This window comes from Acinetobacter sp. YH12117 (genome assembly GCF_013418865.1).
In the GTDB taxonomy this organism is placed as follows: Bacteria; Pseudomonadota; Gammaproteobacteria; order Pseudomonadales; family Moraxellaceae; genus Acinetobacter; species Acinetobacter indicus.
Genome location: NZ_VPBF01000005.1, coordinates 24,335 through 43,297 on the forward strand (window position 1 = coordinate 24,335; position 18,963 = coordinate 43,297).

The 18,963-nt window shown below is 45.0% G+C and carries 19 protein-coding genes; 16 read left to right on the forward strand and 3 right to left on the reverse strand.

The window, feature by feature from the left end; translation table 11 throughout:
* Positions 1–6: 6 nt before the first annotated feature.
* A complete protein-coding gene (locus FTU55_RS03230) occupies positions 7–918 on the forward strand; it encodes a bestrophin family protein (RefSeq protein ID WP_180046175.1) in 912 nt (303 codons plus the stop codon).
* On the opposite strand, the gene prmC is transcribed toward FTU55_RS03230, so the two are convergent.
* Together prmC and prfA are read right to left on the reverse strand one after the other, a co-directional pair.
* Positions 915–1,742: a peptide chain release factor N(5)-glutamine methyltransferase gene (gene prmC, locus FTU55_RS03235; RefSeq protein ID WP_180046177.1), complete on the reverse strand. Its 828-nt coding sequence runs from the start codon at positions 1,740–1,742 to the stop codon at positions 915–917. The genes FTU55_RS03230 and prmC overlap by 4 nt on opposite strands.
* Complete coding sequence (gene prfA, locus FTU55_RS03240) at positions 1,742–2,830, reverse strand: peptide chain release factor 1 (protein WP_005178710.1); 1,089 nt, start codon at positions 2,828–2,830, stop codon at positions 1,742–1,744. Before prfA ends, prmC begins: the two co-directional genes overlap by 1 nt.
* A 358-nt stretch (positions 2,831–3,188) precedes the next feature.
* On the opposite strand from prfA, the gene FTU55_RS03245 reads away from it, so the two are divergent.
* The 4 genes from FTU55_RS03245 to FTU55_RS03260 all read left to right on the forward strand — a co-directional run bounded on the left by FTU55_RS03245 (position 3,189) and on the right by FTU55_RS03260 (position 6,368).
* Positions 3,189–3,611, forward strand: a complete 423-nt coding sequence (locus FTU55_RS03245; RefSeq protein WP_005178713.1) for a glycine zipper domain-containing protein — start codon at positions 3,189–3,191, stop codon at positions 3,609–3,611.
* Between the two features lie 222 nt (positions 3,612–3,833).
* Complete coding sequence (locus tag FTU55_RS03250; RefSeq protein ID WP_045794933.1) at positions 3,834–4,337, forward strand: glycine zipper domain-containing protein; 504 nt, start codon at positions 3,834–3,836, stop codon at positions 4,335–4,337.
* A gap of 227 nt (positions 4,338–4,564) precedes the next feature.
* A complete protein-coding gene (locus FTU55_RS03255) occupies positions 4,565–5,569 on the forward strand; it encodes an LLM class flavin-dependent oxidoreductase (RefSeq protein ID WP_178865889.1) in 1,005 nt (334 codons plus the stop codon).
* A 244-nt stretch (positions 5,570–5,813) separates the two neighbouring features.
* Positions 5,814–6,368, forward strand: coding sequence for a flavoprotein (locus FTU55_RS03260; protein WP_180046179.1), 555 nt, complete (start codon positions 5,814–5,816; stop codon positions 6,366–6,368).
* Positions 6,369–6,482: 114 nt separating this feature from the next.
* On the opposite strand, the gene FTU55_RS03265 is transcribed toward FTU55_RS03260, so the two are convergent.
* Complete coding sequence (locus FTU55_RS03265) at positions 6,483–7,319, reverse strand: pyruvate, water dikinase regulatory protein (RefSeq protein WP_005178719.1); 837 nt, start codon at positions 7,317–7,319, stop codon at positions 6,483–6,485.
* Positions 7,320–7,474: 155 nt separating this feature from the next.
* Here FTU55_RS03265 and ppsA point away from each other — a divergent pair, with 155 nt between their 5' ends.
* The 11 genes from ppsA (at position 7,475) to dnaB (ending at position 18,953) form a co-directional block, all read left to right on the forward strand.
* Positions 7,475–9,853 (forward strand): phosphoenolpyruvate synthase, encoded by a 2,379-nt coding sequence (ppsA, locus tag FTU55_RS03270; protein ID WP_005178721.1) that lies wholly within the window; start codon positions 7,475–7,477, stop codon positions 9,851–9,853.
* 66 nt (positions 9,854–9,919) lie between these two features.
* The gene (locus FTU55_RS03275) at positions 9,920–10,714 is read left to right on the forward strand and encodes an RDD family protein (RefSeq protein ID WP_180046181.1); all 795 of its coding nucleotides are present in this window, start codon (positions 9,920–9,922) and stop codon (positions 10,712–10,714) included.
* A 298-nt stretch (positions 10,715–11,012) separates the two neighbouring features.
* Positions 11,013–12,089 carry a ubiquinol oxidase subunit II gene (gene cyoA, locus FTU55_RS03280; protein ID WP_005178724.1) on the forward strand — a complete coding sequence of 359 codons (1,077 nt, stop codon included), beginning with the start codon at positions 11,013–11,015 and terminating at the stop codon, positions 12,087–12,089.
* Between the two features lie 3 nt (positions 12,090–12,092).
* A complete protein-coding gene (cyoB, locus tag FTU55_RS03285) occupies positions 12,093–14,075 on the forward strand; it encodes a cytochrome o ubiquinol oxidase subunit I (RefSeq protein ID WP_104494637.1) in 1,983 nt (660 codons plus the stop codon).
* 4 nt (positions 14,076–14,079) lie between these two features.
* On the forward strand, positions 14,080–14,700 hold the full coding sequence (cyoC, locus tag FTU55_RS03290; protein ID WP_005178726.1) for a cytochrome o ubiquinol oxidase subunit III: 621 nt from the start codon (positions 14,080–14,082) through the stop codon (positions 14,698–14,700).
* On the forward strand, positions 14,697–15,026 hold the full coding sequence (locus tag FTU55_RS03295; protein WP_171301768.1) for a cytochrome o ubiquinol oxidase subunit IV: 330 nt from the start codon (positions 14,697–14,699) through the stop codon (positions 15,024–15,026). The genes cyoC and FTU55_RS03295 overlap by 4 nt, the downstream gene beginning before the upstream one ends.
* A 10-nt stretch (positions 15,027–15,036) precedes the next feature.
* Positions 15,037–15,915 carry a heme o synthase gene (gene cyoE, locus FTU55_RS03300; protein ID WP_127798743.1) on the forward strand — a complete coding sequence of 293 codons (879 nt, stop codon included), beginning with the start codon at positions 15,037–15,039 and terminating at the stop codon, positions 15,913–15,915.
* Positions 15,916–16,212: 297 nt separating this feature from the next.
* Complete coding sequence (gene rpsF / locus FTU55_RS03305; protein WP_005178734.1) at positions 16,213–16,602, forward strand: 30S ribosomal protein S6; 390 nt, start codon at positions 16,213–16,215, stop codon at positions 16,600–16,602.
* An 11-nt stretch (positions 16,603–16,613) separates the two neighbouring features.
* Positions 16,614–16,841 (forward strand): 30S ribosomal protein S18, encoded by a 228-nt coding sequence (rpsR, locus tag FTU55_RS03310; protein WP_004719336.1) that lies wholly within the window; start codon positions 16,614–16,616, stop codon positions 16,839–16,841.
* 9 nt (positions 16,842–16,850) lie between these two features.
* Positions 16,851–17,297, forward strand: coding sequence for a 50S ribosomal protein L9 (gene rplI / locus FTU55_RS03315; RefSeq protein WP_005178742.1), 447 nt, complete (start codon positions 16,851–16,853; stop codon positions 17,295–17,297).
* A 210-nt stretch (positions 17,298–17,507) separates the two neighbouring features.
* Entirely contained in the window at positions 17,508–18,953 is a 1,446-nt protein-coding gene (dnaB, locus tag FTU55_RS03320) for a replicative DNA helicase (RefSeq protein ID WP_005178744.1), read from the forward strand.
* Positions 18,954–18,963: the final 10 nt, after the last annotated feature.

The window sequence follows — 18,963 nt, forward strand, 5'->3', positions numbered from 1 at the left end:
AGCACTATGATTATTCGGGATAAAAGCAACAGTTTCGCATTACTTTTTGCATGGTCAGGCACCATCTTGCCCAAGGTCATGCCGGCCTTAATGATGGTGGTGTGCATTTCCACCGTGCTGGTCTATCTGTCCTCGCATCATTATGTACAGGCGCCGGCCGTGCCCGCGATTGGCTTTACCATTTTCGGGGTTATCCTGTCGATTTTCCTCAGTTTCAGAAATACTGCCAGTTATGAACGCTGGTGGGAAGGCCGCAAATTATGGGGGCAGCTGATTGCCACCTCACGCCATCTTGCCCGTGATTCCTATGTGTTGCCGCCCGCCGAACGTCAGGTGCTGATGTATCGGGTAATGCTGTTTAGCAATTTACTGAAAAACCGGCTGCGCACCCAGAATGAGCCGATTGATTTTTATCATAACAAGGTCAATTTAAGCCCGGCCGATTATCAGGCGCTGTTTGGGCATATTAATGCCGCCCAGTTTATTCTGGAACAGATTCAGAAAGATCTGGTCAAGGCCCTGCACAGCGGCGAACTGTCAGATATTGTCTATCACGGCCTGAACAAGCACATTATCAGCTTAGGGGATATTCAGGCCGGTTGTGACCGGATTCTGACCACGCCGTTACCTTTTTCGTATTCGGTATTGCTACACCGCACCGTATACTGTTTCTGCTTTATTCTGCCTTTTAGTTTAGAGGCGAATTTAGGTATCTGGACCCCCATTCTGGTGGGATTGATTGCCTATCTGTTTTTGGGCTTGGATGCCTTAAGCGAACAGCTGGAAGAACCGTTTGGCCTGCAAGACAATGACCTGCCACTGAGTGCCATGGTCCGGCTAATCGAACGGGAAATGCTGAGTGCCTTGGGTGAAGAATTACCTCCGGCCATTCAGGCGATTAAAGGCAACCTGACTTAATCGCCGAGTTGGCCGATAGTCACCCGATCATTACCGCCATAATCCAGAATGGTGCGTACCGCAACAAAACCGGCATCGTTAAAGATATTTTGCACAGCTACTGCCTGATCATAACCATGCTCTACAGCAATCCAGCCTTGCGGTTTTAACCAATGCTTGCCTTGCTGAATAATAATCTCAAGATCAGATAAGCCCTGCTTGGCCGCCACTAAGGCCCGTTCAGGTTCGGTGGCCAAATCTTTCATATGTACATCATCAGCCGCAATATACGGTGGATTCGACACAATCAGATCAAACCTCGGCTCGGCAGGAACGCCTAAAGCAGCAAACCAGGCGCCCAGCTTAAACTCTACCCGCTCCAAGTTATGCGTCTGCGCATTTTCTTTGGCAACCGCCAGAGTCGGCGGATAGATATCGGTTGCAGTCACCTGCCAATCCGGACGTTCCGATGCCAAGGCCAAGGCAATCGCACCGGTGCCGGTACCCAAGTCGATAATCGCCGCTTGTGCCGGTAAATCCAGTTGCAAACAGCTTTCTACCAGTACTTCGGTATCTGGTCTTGGCACCAGGGTATCTGGTGTGACTTTTAAATCCAGTGTCCAGAATGGCTGTGAACCGGTGACATAGGCCAAGGGTTCACCTGCTTCAATCTGGGCAATACCCGCAAGATATTGCTGTTCCTGTTCTGGGCTTAGCTCACGATCGGCCTGATATTTCAGCGCCAAGGCAGATAAACCTAGAATATGCTCCAGTAGCCAGAGATTTTCCTGACGTTCGTAGCTGTCTGCTACGCCACGAATGGCCAGTGCATCGGCAATTTTCATTAGCCACCATTTTGCTGGGCAAGTAACGCCAGCTGATCGGCCTGATATTCACGGTGCAGGCTGTCCAGCAATTCGGTTAAATCACCTTCCATCACTGCATCTAACTTATATAAAGTTAAGTTAATACGATGATCGGTCATCCGCCCTTGCGGATAGTTATAGGTGCGAATACGCTCGGAACGGTCGCCGGAACCGACTAGGTCACGACGCATTTCCGAAGTGGCGGCATCTGCTGCGGCACGTTTGGCATTTTCCAGACGCGAGGCCAATAAGGCCATGGCTTTGGCTTTGTTCTTGTGCTGCGAACGCTCTTCCTGACATTCCACCACCGTGCCGGTTGGAATATGGGTAATACGCACCGCAGAGTCAGTTTTGTTGACGTGCTGACCACCGGCACCCGAAGCGCGGTAGGTATCAATACGTAAATCTGCCGGGTTAATATCCACCGTGGTATCGACATCAATTTCAGGCAAAATAGCCACGGTACAGGCGGACGTATGTACACGGCCTTGCGATTCAGTTGCCGGAACACGCTGGACACGATGTGCGCCACTTTCAAATTTCAGGCGGCCATAGACCCCGTCACCATTAACCAGACAAATCACTTCTTTATAGCCGCCGTGTTCGCCTTCGTTTTCTGACAGCACTTCAATACGCCAGCCTTGAGATTCGGCATATTTGCTGTACATGCGGAATAAATCGCCGGAGAAAATTGCTGCTTCATCACCACCGGTGCCGGCACGAATTTCCAGATAGGCCGAGTTGGCATCATTCGGATCTTTAGGAATCATCAGGATGTTTAAATCCGCTTCCAGCTGTTCAATCAGTGCCTTGTTTTCCTTGATCTCTTCCTGCGCCATCTCTTTAAAGTCAGGATCGGACAGCATTGCTTCAGCCGTTTCAATATCGGCTTCGGCCTGGGTATATTTGCCCCAGACTTCGGTAATTTCGCTCAGGTCATTGTGTTCGCGCGACAGCTGGCGAAAGCGTTTGTTATCGGAAATGACTTCAGCATCGGCCAAGAGTGCTGTTAATTCTTCGTGACGGTCAGAAAGTTGATCTAATCGTAAACGTAACGATTCTTTCATTGTGCAAATTATCTCAATATACAGGCTGTCGCCCTAATTCAATAAGGCCAGCGAAATCAAAAAATTGCCATAGTTTAACGATTCTGGCCAGCAAATAACATCTTTATTCGTAGCAGAAACTGCGTGGTTGATGGTCAAATCCGGCAAATACGCTACAGCGTGCAAGAGATGCATCCTGCCTCTTTCAATTTAAAGTCTGGGCTGCCGATAAAATCGACAGTTTTAATACAACTTATACAAAGCCGAAACCAAAGCACTGAATTATGAAGGTGCCTCTCCATATTTGCAGGGAATCCTTTTGTTACATTTACTGCCATCAAATGACATTAAAAAGTCCGCTCTTGGACATGGAGTGAATATGAAACTCAATGCTGTTTTATTAAGTGCAACGCTTGCTGCCACTTCTTTCATGACGGTGAATGCACATGCTGACAATGCGACCCGTGTAGCTGCAGCCAGTGCCTTAGGTAGTGTCGCAGGTACAGCCTTAGGTAAAAACATGGGCGGTACCACGGGTGCAACCATTGGTGCGGCTTTAGGTGGTGCAGGTGGCGCAGCTGTAGCCAGTAACAAACGCCATCGTACTGAATCTGCCATTGGCGGTGCCTTAGGTGGCGGTGCGGGTTATACCGTGGGTCAGAACATGGGCGGTACGAATGGTGGTTATATTGGTGCAGCGCTCGGTGCAGCCGGTGGTGCAGCGCTGGGTAACAAGATTTCCAAAGATAAAGAATACGACCGTTACCAGGAACGTAAATGGAAGAAAAAACGTCGTCGTTAATTCTCCCCTTGTAAAAAAGCATCTTCAGGATGCTTTTTTTACGCCTGGGATTTCATTTTTTCAGTAGATGGATGAGGAGGCAATTATGAAGAGATTCGACAGAAAAATTACACAGCGTTGACCAAAATTAGCATTTTGACACCTGTGCCCTCCACGATCTTTTCTCAAAGTTTTTCTACATTAAAGTCAAGACAAATTGAATGTGCTCTTTGGAGTGTAACCATGAAGATCAACAAAATTTTATTGAGTACAGTACTGGCCAGCTCAGCACTTATGATGGGTACAGCACACGCCGATAACAACACCCGTGTCGCAGTAGGTTCCGCTTTAGGTGGTGTGGTCGGTGCAGCCATTGGCCAGCAAATGGGCGGCTCAACCGGTGCATTAATTGGTTCGGCCTTGGGTGGTGCCGGTGGTGCAGCGGTCTCTGCCGATAAACGTGACCGCAATGGTGCAGCCATTGGTGCCGCTTTAGGCAGTGCCGGTGGTTATAGTGTCGGTAAAAACATGGCCGGCAGCAATGGCGGTTATATTGGCGCAGCCTTAGGTGGTGGCGCCGGAGCAGTGTTAGGTACCAAAGTCAGCGAAGATCGCCGTTATGATGACCGTTATGACCGTCGCTACGACAGCCGTGGCTACCGTTACAACGATTACCGTTATAATGACCGTTACCGCGGTGATAATGGCTTGCATCTGGGTCATTACAAAAACGGGAAACGCCGTTAATTTCAAAGTTCAGAATCTGAACCTATCACAAGCACCTTCGGGTGCTTTTTGTTTGCTGACTACTTGCTTGGATAAATGTTTTTTTATAAAGCGTGCTTTTTGGATGAATGTCGCGCGTTGTTAAATGGCAATATCTCATGACTCGCCCATATATCGAAAATTTTCGATATACAAAATCAGTGCAGCATCGTATGATAAAACTCTCTTTAATCAAGCTGGAATAAATGATGCGTTCCCTGCAAGACACAAAATTTGCCATTCTTGAACTCGCACCTGTACGTGATGATCAATCAGTACAGTTTTCGCTGCATCATGCACTTGAATTAGCACAACATGCAGAACAACTCGGCTATGACCGTTTGTGGTTGGCGGAACATCATAATATGGATGGCATTGCCAGCTCAGCAACCGCAGTTCTTTTGGGTTATTTATTAGCAAATACGCAAAAAATTAAACTCGGTTCTGGCGGTATTATGCTCCCCAACCACGCACCGTTAGTGGTCGCTGAACAGTTTGGAACTTTAGCGACTTTATATCCTAACCGTATTGAACTCGGTTTAGGTCGCGCACCAGGTACAGATCAAGTGACCATGCGCGCACTGCGTCGTGGGCGTCAGGAAACTGAAGATCAATTTCCGCAAGATGTTTTAGAAATTTTGCATTATTTTAAAGATGCAGAACCACAACAACGTATTGTTGCCACACCAGGACAAGGGACACACGTTCCAGTATGGTTGCTTGGTTCAAGTTTATTTAGCGCACAGCTTGCCGCAAAATTAGGACTACCCTACTCCTTTGCCTCACACTTTGCCCCACGTATGCTTGCTCAAGCCATTCAGTTATATCGTGACAATTTTGAGCCTTCAGAATATTTAGAGCGACCTTATGTATCTATGGGCGTGCCAACGGTGGTTGCAGATACCGACCAAGAAGCAGAATTTTTGGCGACTAGTGCCTATCAGCGTGTTTTAGGTTTAATGCGTGGACAAAGCCTAAAACTCAAAGCTCCAGTCGAAAGTATGGATGGCTTATGGTCACCTGCAGAAAAAATGTCAGTTGATAGTTTTTATGCCATGGCGCAAATTGGCTCAAAGGCGACTGTCAAAGCAGGATTGGAAAACTTATTGGCGAAGTATGATGTCGATGAGTTTATTTTTACCTGTGACATCTATGACACAGAAAAACGCTTACATAACTTTGATTTGCTCATGCAAATGAAGTTAGATACTTAATTAGCTCCGACCTTGTAGTTCTATTAAGCTACAAGGTTTCATCAATTAAAAACATTTAAAATAAATAACTTAAATCCGTTTTCTTGTTCTCTTTCGCTTAAATCTCAGTAATCTCAGTTGAATTAATTTTCAATCTTTAGGAATGACTGGCTCGCCTGCACAAAAGACTTTACCAAACAGTACTGCCCCAACAAAATAGAGTAAATGTTCTAATTTATAAAATGAATATATCAAGAGATTCAGCATGGTCAGTCCTAAACACGACGTACATAGACACGCTTTTCAAAACTGCTTGGCAGATTTTCGAGAATTCCAAGGCGAATGCATTCCTGCAACTGAAATCAAACAGCATGACTTCACAGGTTTACGCGTTGCAGTTATTGGTGCAAATCAGGACAGCGTGGCACAACTCGATAGAATTTGTCAGCAAGCAACATCTGTTCAAGTCTTTCAAATTGCACCGCATTTTGTCCTGCCAAGTACAGAACGTGGCATCCATCGCCTAATTAGCCATCCTTTGGTGTTTAAAAATCGACGTTTGTTTAATAACCGCGTCAAAAATATTTTGGCTTTACGCTTTTTAGATGCTCAAGTCAAAGACACGTGGCTTAAACGTCAACTCACACCAAACATTGCAGATACACATCAACGCTATTTTAAATCTGATCATTATTATTCAGCTTTACAACGCGAAAATTGCCATTTGATTACTTGGCCAATTGTCAAAGTCTGTGCACATAGCGTGCATAGTATTGATGGACAAGAACATCCAATTGATACCATTATCACTACATTTTAAGTCACACTAAAAGCATTATCATTTAAATAAATAGTAGCTTGATTTTTATTCTATTTAAATCCAATAAAAAAGAGCCAAAATAAAATTTTGGCTCTTTTAATACATATAGTTTCATTAACCAATACGACGTTTTAAACCTGTCATTTGTAAAACACGTGTTGAAATTTCTTCAATCGACATTTCTGAAACATTTAAATATTTAATCCCTTCTGAAATATAAATACCTTCAATCGCACGCAATTCCATTTGGCATTGATTAAAACTTGCATAACGGCTATTGGCTTTACGTTCAGTACGAATTGCCACCAGACGCTCGGCATCAATCATCAAACCGAATAATTTATGTTTGTGTGGACGCAGCACAGCTGGCAAGCGGTTATCGTCCAGATCTTCTTCGGTCAGTGGATAGTTGGCCACACGTATACCAAACTGTAATGACAAATAAATCGAGGTTGGGGTTTTACCAGAACGGGATACGCCAATGAGAATCAGATCAGCTTTGTCATAGTGACGGGTACGTGCGCCATCATCATTGTCCAAAGCAAAATGTACCGCATCAATTCGCGCTTTATACGATTCTGAATCAGTTACAGCATGGGTCTGCCCTACCAGCGTGGTTGGCTGTGTGCCCAACTCATCGGCCAGTTTGCTGATCAACCCCTCAAATACGTCCAGATTGACGGCATTGGCGGTGTTGATAATATCGCGCACATACGGATCGACCAACGTATCAAATACCAGTGGCGGCTGACCGTCTAATTCAGCACGTCGGTTAATTTCTGACACCACATCGGTGGCTGCTTCTTCCGAGCTGATATAGGGAATAATATGAATGTCAAAATCGACATTCGGAAACTGCGCTAAAAGGGAGTGTCCCAAGGTTTCGGCTGTAATTGCGGTTCCATCGGAAATAAAGAACACACTCCGCTTAATTTGTTTACCTTCGGACATTAAAATTCTCCTTAAACATTTGTCTTAGTGCTATATAATCTTTATAGTAAACTGATCTTACATGACTGTCGCTTAGTTAAATCAAAAAGCTAAGCATATTCAATATAATTTCATGCCAAGATAGTGATTAATACTGCAAAAGTGGAGTAATAACTTTGGAAGCGCGCGTAATTGGTCTAGAAAAATTAGGGAAACACGACGTTGAGCTCGTAGGTGGGAAAAACTCATCTCTGGGCGAAATGATCAGCCATTTGTCTAATGCTGGCGTCTCTGTACCAGGTGGCTTTGCGACAACGGCTCAAGCTTATCGTGAATTTCTCGAGCAAAGTGGCCTAAACGCTAAAATTCAAGCCGAGCTTAAAACGTTAAATGTAGATGACGTCAATGCTCTTGCTGAGACAGGCGCAAAAATCCGTCAATGGATTGTCGACACTCCGCTTACGGCAGAACTTGAAAAAGAAATCCGCGATGCTTTCGCAGAACTTTCTAACGGCAACCCTGACATCGCGGTTGCCGTTCGTTCATCTGCTACTGCAGAAGATTTGCCAGATGCTTCTTTCGCGGGTCAGCAGGAAACCTTCCTGAACATCCGTGGCATCGACAACGTCCTGATTGCCATTAAAGAAGTATTTGCCTCTTTGTACAACGACCGCGCAATTTCTTATCGTGTACACCAAAACTTTGACCATGATGTTGTTGCCCTGTCTGCTGGCGTACAACGCATGGTGCGCTCAGAAACAGGTGCTGCAGGTGTAATGTTCACCCTGGATACAGAATCTGGTTTCCGTGATGCAGTCTTTATTACTGCTTCTTATGGTCTGGGTGAAATGGTAGTACAAGGTGCGGTTAACCCTGACGAATTCTATATCTCTAAGCCGCTCTTAAGAGCGGGTAAACACGCGGTTTTACGTCGTAACCTTGGTTCTAAACACCAAAAAATGATTTATGGTGAAGAAGGTGCGGCTGGTAAATCTGTGGTTGTGGTTGATGTTGAAAAAGCGGACCGTCAACAGTTCGCCTTAAACGATCACGAATTGCAAGAACTGGCGAAACAGGCGTTAATCATTGAAGAGCACTACGGTGCACCAATGGACATCGAATGGGCCAAAGATGGTGATGACGGTTTAATTTATATTGTTCAGGCGCGTCCAGAAACAGTGAAAAGCCGTCAAAACGTGGGCACCATGGAACGTTACCTGCTGAAACAACGCGGCACTGTATTGTGTGAAGGCCGTTCAATTGGTCAGCGTATCGGGTCTGGTAAAGTCCGCATCGTAACCTCGATCAAAGAAATGGATAAAGTCCAAGACGGTGATGTACTGGTTTCTGACATGACCGACCCGGACTGGGAACCAGTGATGAAACGTGCCGCTGCGATTGTCACGAACCGTGGTGGTCGTACCTGTCACGCTGCGATTATTGCGCGTGAATTAGGTGTTCCTGCAATTGTGGGTTGTGGTAATGCCACTGAAGTCTTGACTGACGGTCAGGAAGTGACAGTATCTTGTGCTGAAGGTGATACCGGTTTCATTTACGAAGGTGCTTTAGATTTTGAAGTACAACGTAACTCAATCGAGTCGATGCCTGCGCTGCCGTTCAAGATCATGATGAACGTGGGTAACCCGGACCGTGCATTTGACTTCGCGCAAATTCCAAACGAAGGCATTGGCCTGGCACGTCTTGAGTTCATCATTAACCGTATGATCGGTGTGCATCCAAAAGCACTACTGAATATTGACAGCTTGCCACGTGAAACACGTGCAGCCGTAATGGCACGTACTGCGGGTTATACTTCTCCAGTTGAATTCTATGTGGAAAAACTGGTGGAAGGTATTTCAACGCTGGCAGCCGCGTTTGCAGACAAGCCAGTCATCGTGCGTATGTCTGACTTCAAATCAAACGAATATGCCAACCTGATTGGCGGTAAGTTATACGAGCCGGAAGAAGAAAACCCGATGCTAGGCTTCCGTGGTGCAAGCCGTTATGTATCAGACAACTTCCGTGACTGCTTCGAGCTTGAATGTCGCGCACTGAAAAAAGTCCGTGATGAAATGGGCTTAACCAACGTACAAATCATGATTCCATTTGTACGTACTGTGGCTGAAGCGAAACGTGTGATGGAACTGCTGGCACAAAATGGCCTGAAACGTGGTGAAAACGGTCTGAAAGTGATCATGATGTGTGAATTACCAACCAACGCCCTGTTGGCTGAGCAATTCCTTGAACACTTCGACGGTTTCTCAATCGGTTCAAACGACTTGACCCAGTTAACCCTTGGTTTAGACCGTGACTCAGGTATTGTTTCTCACCTGTTTGATGAACGTGATGCAGCGGTAAAAGCCCTACTGTCGATGGCGATTCATGCTTGCCGTAAAGCGGGCAAATATGTCGGCATCTGTGGTCAAGGTCCTTCTGATCACCCTGACCTGGCAAAATGGCTGATGGAACAAGGGATTGAATCTGTGTCGCTGAACCCAGACTCAGTATTAGACACCTGGTTCTTCCTTGCTGAAGAAAAAGCTCAACAAGCTTAATAAAACATGTTAAAAAAGACCCATTCATTGGGTCTTTTTTATTTATAGATTTGAGATTTAAACTTTATGCAGATTTACTTGGCACGAAATAATCAACAAGCCGGTCCATATACCCTGGAGCAAGTGAACCAGATGCTTGCCAGCCAGCAAGTGTTACTGACAGATCTTGCATGGCATCAAGGGATGACAGAATGGAAAGCTTTAGGTGAGCTCACCCAAGGTAAACTTGTATATCAACCTGAAGGCTACGAGCCTGCGCCGGCCGCACCGGAAGCATCGCCGTTTCAGCAGCCGCAGAATACTGCCAGCTATAACAATTCAAGCCTGAACCAGCCGCAAGCAAAAGCCACTCAAACCGAACTGGCCTCTATCGGCACCCGTGCACTGGCGAAAATTATTGACCTGTTGCTGTGGTTACCGGCTGCCGCCATTCCATCTTTCTTTTTAACGCAGGACCAGTTTGATCAACTGTCTGAACTGCAACAGAAAATGCAGTCAGCCACCAGCTCTGATCAGGCCGTGCAATTACAGTCAGAACTGTTTCGCCTGATTCCTGCCGATGCCTGGCAAATGATGGCTATTTACCTGCTGATTATGCTCGGGATTCAGGCGTTTCTGCTGGCCAAAAGTGGACAGAGTATTGGTAAACGTTTAACCAAAATCAAGATTGTCGATGCTGAAGACCATAGCAAAGTAGGCCTGACCCGCGTATTTGCCCTGCGTACCCTGGTTTTCATTATTTTGAATCTGTTATTCATGCCGTTTATTACAATTGCCGATTATATCTTCGCTTTGGGTGAAAAACGTCAGACTTTGCATGACAAACTGGCCAAAACCAAAGTCGTAAAGCAAGAAAAATAAAAGATCAAAAAAGGGATGAAATTTCATCCCTTTTTTATTCATTACATTGATATACAAATAAAAATATTTCGTAAAAAAGTTAATTCTAAGTGACAGAATCGGTTTTTATTACAGTCATTTAAAGCCGCTTTTTGAGTAGCTTAGTTTGTCGATATCAGGCATAATGCCCTACAACGTAGCGGTGTATCATGATTGACAAGGATTTTTGCGTCAAAAAAAATACTTATCAATCATGCGACACTATAATCGCTATCCCATAATTAAATTAGGGAATGGGACTCTTCACCGAGGTTGTAAAATGAGACAAACGATTTTAGCTGTATTGTCTTTATCTACGATGGCTGCACTCTTAACCGGGTGTGGTGGTGATATGGTACTTCTAAACTCGCAAGGTCCAGTTGCTGAAGGTCAATCGAACCTGATGATGACTGCGATCTACTTGATGCTATTAGTGGTGATTCCTTCAATCATCATGGCATTATGGTTTGGTTGGAAATATCGCGCATCAAATAAAGATGCAGACTATAAACCAACATGGGCACACTCTACTGCGATTGAAATCGTGGTTTGGGGTATCCCGGTTATTATTATTGGTATTTTAGCTTGGTTAACTTGGTGGGGTTCCCACAAGTATGACCCATACCGTCCAATCGAGTCAGATAAGGCTCCATTAACTGTTCAGGTTATTGCCGAACAATTCAAATGGATCTTCATCTACCCAGAACAGAACATTGCGACTGTTAACGAAATCCGCTTCCCAGAGCAAACGCCGGTAAGCCTTCGTTTAACATCTAACTTTACAATGAACTCGTTCTTTATCCCTGCATTGTCTGGTCAGATTTATGCAATGGCGGGTATGCAGACTCACCTGAACCTATTAGCGAACAGCACTGGTCAATACCGCGGCTTCTCGTCTAACTACTCAGGTTACGGTTTCTCTCAAATGCGCTTCCTTGCTCACTCTGTAACTGAAGCTGATTTTGATCAATGGGTAACTGCGGTTAAAGCTGGACAAGGCACAACGATCAATCCTGAAGCTGTTCAAAAAACAGTTCTAGATCAAGCTGAATTTGCATCTTTACGTGACGGTAACCGTTCACAGAAACAAATTGATGCAATGGTTCGTAATGCGAAAACAGAACTAGAGAAAAAACTTGCTGCAACTGCTGAAGCAGAAGGTCCTTATAAGACTCAGCCACATCCTGTGACTTATTACTCTTCTGTAGAGCAAGGCTTGTTTGAATCTGTGATCAATAAATACATGAGTAACTACCATGGTGCAGACCATTCAGCTCAAGCTGAAACTGCGCTTGAAGCGCCTGCTTCAGAAGCTCATGTAAACGTTGAACATGCGACTGCTTCTGTAGAGGAATAAGACATGTTTGGTAAGTTAGGACTAGATGCAATTCCGTACGATCCAATCGTACAGGCTACAGTTGTAATGATGATCCTGGGCGGTCTCGTTCTTGTTGCGGGTATTACCTACTTCAAGAAATGGGGGTACCTGTGGAATGAATGGTTCACATCTGTAGACCATAAAAAAATTGGTATCATGTATATCATCGTGTCTGTGGTCATGCTGCTGCGTGGTTTCGCCGATGCGATCATGATGCGTCTTCAGCAATTCCTTGCACGAGGTGGTGGCGAAGGTTATTTACACCCTGAGCACTACGACCAGATCTTCACCGCACACGGTGTGATCATGATCTTCTTCGTGGCAATGGGTCTTGTAGTAGGCTTGATGAACATCTCTGTACCTTTACAGATTGGTGCTCGTGACGTTGCCTTCCCATTATTAAACTCTTTAAGCTTCTGGCTGTTCGCTGGTGCTGCGGGTCTAATCATGGTTTCACTTGCAATTGGTGAGTTCGCTGCAACAGGCTGGATGGCTTATCCTCCACTGTCCGGTATTGAATACTCTCCAGGCGTAGGTATGGACTACTACATCTGGGCATTACAGATCTCCGGTTTAGGTACGCTTCTAACGGGTGTTAACTTCTTCGTTACCATCATCAAGATGCGTGCGCCTGGCATGAAATTAATGGACATGCCGATCTTTACCTGGACATCTTTATGTACAGCGGTACTGATCATTGCTTCATTCCCAGTGTTAACTGCAACAATTGCAATGTTAACGCTTGACCGTTACTTCGGTTTCCACTTCTTTACAAACGACATGGGTGGTAGCCCAATGTTGTATGTAAACCTGATCTGGACTTGGGGTCACCCTGAAGTTTATATCTTGGTATTACCAGCATTTGGTATTTACTCAGAAGTAACTGCGACTTTTGCTCGCAAAACGTTGTTCGGCTACAAATCAATGGTGTATGCAACTGTAGCAATTACTGTATTGTCTTTCGTTGTATGGGTTCACCACTTCTTTACCATGGGTGCAGGTGCCAACGTTAACGCGTTCTTCGGTATCATGACCATGATTATTGCGATTCCTACTGGTGTGAAAATCTTCTCTTGGTTATTCACCATGTACAAGGGTCGTATTACCTACACTACCCCAATGCTTTGGACACTTGGCTTCCTTGTGACTTTCGGTATCGGCGGTTTAACAGGTGTATTAATGGCAGTTCCACCAGCGGACTTCCTGGTACACAACTCTTTATTCCTAATTGCTCACTTCCATAACGTAATTATTGGTGGTGTAGTATTCGCGATGTTCGCAGGTATCATTTACTACTGGCCAAAAATGTTTGGTTGGAGACTGAATGAAACTTGGGGTAAAGCTGCATTCTGGTTCTGGTTCTTAGGTTTCTACTTTGCGTTCATGCCGCTGTATATCCTTGGTTTCATGGGTATGACGCGTCGTCTGAACACATATGACAACCCAGATTGGGACCCATATGTCATGATCGCGATGGTGGGTGCGGTAATGATCGCCATTGGTATTGCATGCTTCTTGATGCAAATCATTGTTGGCTTCTTGCAACGTAACCAGCGTCTTGATCACACTGGCGACCCTTGGGATGGCCGTACCCTTGAATGGGCGACTTCATCTCCTGCTCCGTTCTATAACTTTGCGCATCTTCCAAAGATCAATGGCATTGATACTTTCTGGACTGACAAAGAGAATGGCGTAGCTTACGCGAAACCAGCGAAGTACGAAGACATCCACATGCCAACCAACCGTGCTGCGGGCTTTGTGATTGCTATGTTTATCACAGTAATGGGCTTTGCACTTATCTGGCACATCTGGTGGTTAGTAGTTGTAACGTTTATCGCGTCTATCATTTCGTTCATCGTGAGCTCGTTCACGAAGAAAGTGGACTACTATGTTCCTGCAGCAGAAGTAGAACGCATTGAAAACGAACGTTATGCCTTACTTGAAAAACACTTGAAGAAGGACTAAGACAATGGCTGAGGTACTTCATCACGACAACCACGGACACGATGAGCATCATCATCACGATGATACTGACATCACTGTCTTTGGTTTCTGGACTTACTTGATGAGTGACTTGATCATTTTCGGTACACTCTTCATTGCATTCGCTGTATTAAGCAGCCACGTTCCAGTTGGTACTCCAAGTGCAAAAGATCTTTTTGGCGAGTCTTTAGGTTTCGTTTTAACTGAAACCTTCGCCCTGCTGATCTCTTCAGTAACCTTTGGTTTTGCAGTTCTGGCTGCATACAAAAAAGATGTTGCTAAAGTTTTAACTTGGTTAGGCATCACATGGATCTTCGGTGCGATCTTTATTGGCATGGAACTATATGAGTTCAATCATTTAGTTCACGCTGGTCATGGCCCAAGCGTTAGTGCGTTCTTATCTGCGTTCTTTACTTTAGTTGGTACGCACGGTATTCACGTTACTTCTGGTCTGGTATGGATGATCGTGTTAATGATTCAAATCAAGAAATATGGTTTGACTCTACCTAACATGCGTCGTCTTGCTTGCCTAAGCTTGTTCTGGCACTTCCTTGACATCGTATGGATCTGTGTATTCAGCGTCGTTTACTTGATGGGAGTTCTATAATGGGTCACGATCACAACGCTGCTGGCGCATCACACGGTAACTTCAAGCAGTACTCTGTTGGCTTTATCCTGTCTGTTATTTTAACCGTTATTCCTTTTGGTATGGTTATGGCAGGTGGTTTTAGCCGCAGTCTGCTGGTCACAGTTATTGCGATTACTGCGGTTGCTCAGGTTCTTGTACAGTTAGTTTACTTCCTGCACATGAACTCGTCTTCAGAACAACGCTGGAACGTGATTGCGTTTATTTATACAATCCTCTGTATCGCTATTCTGTTAGTCGGTTCAGTATGGATTATGAACTACCTTCACTACAACATGATGATCTAAACTGGTTGTCATGCTGAAAAAGTATTTATTCCTGACTAAGCCAGGAATTCTCTTCGGTAACTTCGTTACCACTTTGGGTGGCTACTTTGTAGCCACTCAAGGTTCTGTAGATTTCCTTCTCCTGCTTCTTACCCTTCTGGGCACTACCCTGGTAGTGGCATCTGGATGTGTGGTTAATAACGTAATTGACCAAGACATCGACCAAAAAATGCAACGTACACAAAATCGTGCGATGGTAAAAAAAACCATTTCAGTTCCGGTTGCTTTAGCGTTTGCTTTAGTACTGGGTGTACTGGGTTTTAGCATTTTATGGTTTGGGGTAAATGCGTACGCTTTCCTTTTTGCCGTGATTGGTTTTGTAGTTTATGTCGGCTTTTATAGCTTATGGACCAAACGCACCACCATTCATCAGACCATTATTGGTAGTATTTCGGGCGCAAGCCCACCGGTTATTGGTTATACTGCGGTTGCAAACCAGTTTGACCTGGCTGCCCTGATTATTTTTCTGGGCTATGCACTGTGGCAAATGCCGCATTCCTGGGCGATTGCCATTTACCGCTTCGATGACTACAAAAATGCAGGTATTCCAATTTTACCTGTGGCGCGTTCTGTGTATCGCACCAAAGTAGAGTCGCTAATTTATGTGATTCTGTTTACAGTGGTCATGAATGCCTTATTTGTATTTGGATATGCCAACTGGTTATATCTGCTGATTTTAAATGCCCTGTGTATTTACTGGCTGTACATTGCCATCCTCGGCTTTAAAGCAGAAAATGATCAGCTGTGGGCAAAACGCTTTTTCCTGTTCTCTGTAATTTTAATTACCGTGATCAGTTTAAGCTTCAGCATTACTGCGCAAGCTCCTGCAAATTCAATCATCCTCTTTTAAAAGATAGAGCCCTCTCTATCTTTTAAGATGGGACTCCCCTTCTAATTCCAGTTTTCTTTTCTTCGATCTCTTTTTCTGATTTATAGATACTTACTCTCTATTAGTAAGCTTATTACCATAATTCCCCCACCTCACTCTTTTGTTGAAATAAGTGATCAAGCTCTTTGTTCAATGGCTTGTATTTCGTTAGCAAAAGCACTAAAATTCACGCTTCGCAATTTTGCGACACAACCCTGGTTGTGACTCCTTGCTTCTGGCTATTTGGTCAGGGGCTGCATAAACCGTAAGGAGCTGACAATGCGTCACTACGAAATCGTACTTTTGGTACACCCAGACCAAAGCGATCAAGTTGTGGGTATGGTAGAACGTTACCTGACTCACATCAAAGAAGCTGAAGGTCAAATTCACCGTTTAGAAGATTGGGGCCGTCGTCAATTGGCTTACCCAATTAACAAAATTCACAAAGCGCACTACATTTTAATGAACGTTGAATGTGGTCAAACGACTCTTGATGAACTTGAAGAATTGTTCCGTTATAACGACGCGATCCTTCGTAGCTTAATCATCCGTCGTGAAAACGCTATCACTGAAGAGTCTTTACTGGCTAAGAGTGCTGAAGAAAAACGTGCGCGTAAAGCTCAACGTGAAGAAGCACAACAAGTTAACCAAGACTCTGCTGAAGCATAAGGAGAACATCAATGGCACGTTTTTACCGTCGTCGCAAGTTCTGCCGCTTTACAGCTGAGAACGTTACGTACATCGACTACAAAGATATCGATACTTTAAAACAGTACATCACTGAAAACGGCAAGATCGTTCCTAGCCGTATTACAGGTACTAAAGCTCGTTACCAACGTCAATTAGCGCTTGCGATCAAACAAGCTCGCTACTTAGCGTTGATCCCTTACACTGACAATCATAAGTGAGGTTGAGCTGTGGATATTATCTTATTACAACGCATTAAAAACCTTGGTAAATTAGGCGATAAAGTATCAGTTAAAGCTGGTTACGGCCGTAACTTCCTTATCCCTCAAGGTAAAGCAGTTGCTGCGACTGAAGCAAACACTGCTGCTTTTGAAGCTCGTCGTGCTGAACTTGAGAAGCAAGAAGCTGAAGTATTGGCTGCTGCTCAAGCACGTGCTGACCAACTGAACGAAGTAAATATCGTAATCACTGCGAAAGCGGGTGACGAAGGTAAATTATTCGGTTCAATCGGTACTCGTGACATCGCTGACGCGTTAACGAACGCTGGTTTAGAAGTAGACCGTTCAGAAGTTCGTTTACCAAACGGTGCGCTTCGTCACACTGGTGAATTCAACATCGCAATCCAATTGCACCATGATGTTGTTGCTGAAGTTCTCGTTACTATCGTATCTGAGTAATTTCTCGCAAGAAAAAAGGGCATGCCTTGGCATGCTCTTTTTTTTATTTCTGTAAAAATCTCCTCACCTTTTTGTAAGCTATCCGTTCTTAAAATCTGCTCGCTTTTTTTGCCAGAGCGCGTATGATTTGTGATTACACCGTTTATTGAATTCATGCTATAAGACCACCGGTTTTATTTGGTATTCATCGTATTAAAATCAGGGAATTATATGTCACAGGCGCTGGCCAACACCAAACCAACTCCAGTCAAAACAGAGAGTTCCAGCAACGATTCCGGTGCACTCAAAGAGTTTCGCACCCCGCCACATAACCTGGCCATTGAGCAGGCCGTTCTGGCTGCCCTCATGACCGTGGCCGAATCACTGGAACAGGTCGGAGATGTATTACAGGAATCCGATTTCTACGCCACCCGACACAAATATATTTACCGTGCCATTGATACCCTGGCCAAAGAAAACTCGCCTTATGATGCAGTTCTGGTCAATGACTGGCTGATCAAGCACAATCTGCTTGATGCCATTGGTGGTGAAGAATATCTCATGCAGCTGATGGCCGATTCACCATCGAGTTTCTATAACCTGGAAACCTATGCGGCTAAAATTAAAGAGTTTTCGACCTTAAGAAACATGATTAAAGTCAGCTCGGAAATTCTGCAAAATGCCTATGACACCAAAGGCCGTACTGTCAGTGAAATTTTAGACCTGGCTGAAACCAATATTTTCCAGATTGCCGAGCAGCACAATAACAACAAGAAAAATGCCGGTCCGAAAGCCATTAATACCGTCGTGGCCGATGTCTTCGACAAGTTAAATGAACTGTCGCAAATGGACGGCAACATTACCGGTCTGACCACCGGCTTTGTCGAGCTGGACAATAAAACCTCCGGGATGCAAGCCGGCGACCTGATTATTGTTGCGGCCCGTCCGTCGATGGGTAAAACCACCTTTGCCATGAATCTGGTCGAAAGTGTGCTGTTCAATAACGACCTGCCGGCGCTGGTTTACTCCATGGAAATGCCAGCCGATTCAATTGCCATGCGTCTGATTTCCTCGTATGGCAAAGTGCATCAGGGGAATTTACGTTCCGGCAAACTCAGCGGCGATGAATGGTCCAAAGTCACCGGTACCATCTTGCAGCTACAGGAAAAGCATTTATATATTGATGACTCATCAGCGCTCCCTCCAACCGAAGTACGTTCGCGTGCGCGCCGGATTGCCAAACAGCACGGCGGCAAACTCGGCTGTATCATGGTCGACTATTTGCAGCTGATGAAAGTACCCGGCATGGGCGATAACCGTGTCGGCGAGATTTCAGAAATTTCGCGTAGCTTGAAAGCCTTAGCCAAAGAAATGCAGTGTCCGGTCATTGCCCTCTCCCAGCTCAACCGCTCGCTGGAAAACCGTCCCAACAAACGCCCAGTAATGTCCGACCTTCGTGAATCGGGTGCGATTGAGCAGGATGCCGACTTGATCATGTTCATTTACCGTGATGAGGTCTATAACAAGGAATCTAAAGAAGCCGGTACTGCCGAAATTATTATTGGTAAACAGCGTAACGGCCCGATTGGCACCGTGCGTCTGGCGTTTGAAGGCCAATACACCCGCTTTAGTAACCTTTCCCCTGAGTTTTATGCTCAGTACGATGATGATGAATAATTCAGCCATC

Excerpts from the sequence above, each read along its gene's own strand:
- FTU55_RS03230 (WP_180046175.1), top strand. The coding sequence starts at position 7 with ATGATTATTCGGGATAAAAGCAACAGTTTCGCATTACTTTTTGCATGG.
- prmC (WP_180046177.1), bottom strand. The coding sequence starts at position 1,742 with ATGAAAATTGCCGATGCACTGGCCATTCGTGGCGTAGCAGACAGCTAC.
- prfA (WP_005178710.1), bottom strand. The coding sequence starts at position 2,830 with ATGAAAGAATCGTTACGTTTACGATTAGATCAACTTTCTGACCGTCAC.
- FTU55_RS03245 (WP_005178713.1), top strand. The coding sequence starts at position 3,189 with ATGAAACTCAATGCTGTTTTATTAAGTGCAACGCTTGCTGCCACTTCT.
- FTU55_RS03250 (WP_045794933.1), top strand. The coding sequence starts at position 3,834 with ATGAAGATCAACAAAATTTTATTGAGTACAGTACTGGCCAGCTCAGCA.
- FTU55_RS03255 (WP_178865889.1), top strand. The coding sequence starts at position 4,565 with ATGCGTTCCCTGCAAGACACAAAATTTGCCATTCTTGAACTCGCACCT.
- FTU55_RS03260 (WP_180046179.1), top strand. The coding sequence starts at position 5,814 with ATGGTCAGTCCTAAACACGACGTACATAGACACGCTTTTCAAAACTGC.
- FTU55_RS03265 (WP_005178719.1), bottom strand. The coding sequence starts at position 7,319 with ATGTCCGAAGGTAAACAAATTAAGCGGAGTGTGTTCTTTATTTCCGAT.
- FTU55_RS03275 (WP_180046181.1), top strand. The coding sequence starts at position 9,920 with ATGCAGATTTACTTGGCACGAAATAATCAACAAGCCGGTCCATATACC.
- cyoA (WP_005178724.1), top strand. The coding sequence starts at position 11,013 with ATGAGACAAACGATTTTAGCTGTATTGTCTTTATCTACGATGGCTGCA.
- cyoB (WP_104494637.1), top strand. The coding sequence starts at position 12,093 with ATGTTTGGTAAGTTAGGACTAGATGCAATTCCGTACGATCCAATCGTA.
- cyoC (WP_005178726.1), top strand. The coding sequence starts at position 14,080 with ATGGCTGAGGTACTTCATCACGACAACCACGGACACGATGAGCATCAT.
- cyoE (WP_127798743.1), top strand. The coding sequence starts at position 15,037 with ATGCTGAAAAAGTATTTATTCCTGACTAAGCCAGGAATTCTCTTCGGT.
- rpsF (WP_005178734.1), top strand. The coding sequence starts at position 16,213 with ATGCGTCACTACGAAATCGTACTTTTGGTACACCCAGACCAAAGCGAT.
- rpsR (WP_004719336.1), top strand. The coding sequence starts at position 16,614 with ATGGCACGTTTTTACCGTCGTCGCAAGTTCTGCCGCTTTACAGCTGAG.
- dnaB (WP_005178744.1), top strand. The coding sequence starts at position 17,508 with ATGTCACAGGCGCTGGCCAACACCAAACCAACTCCAGTCAAAACAGAG.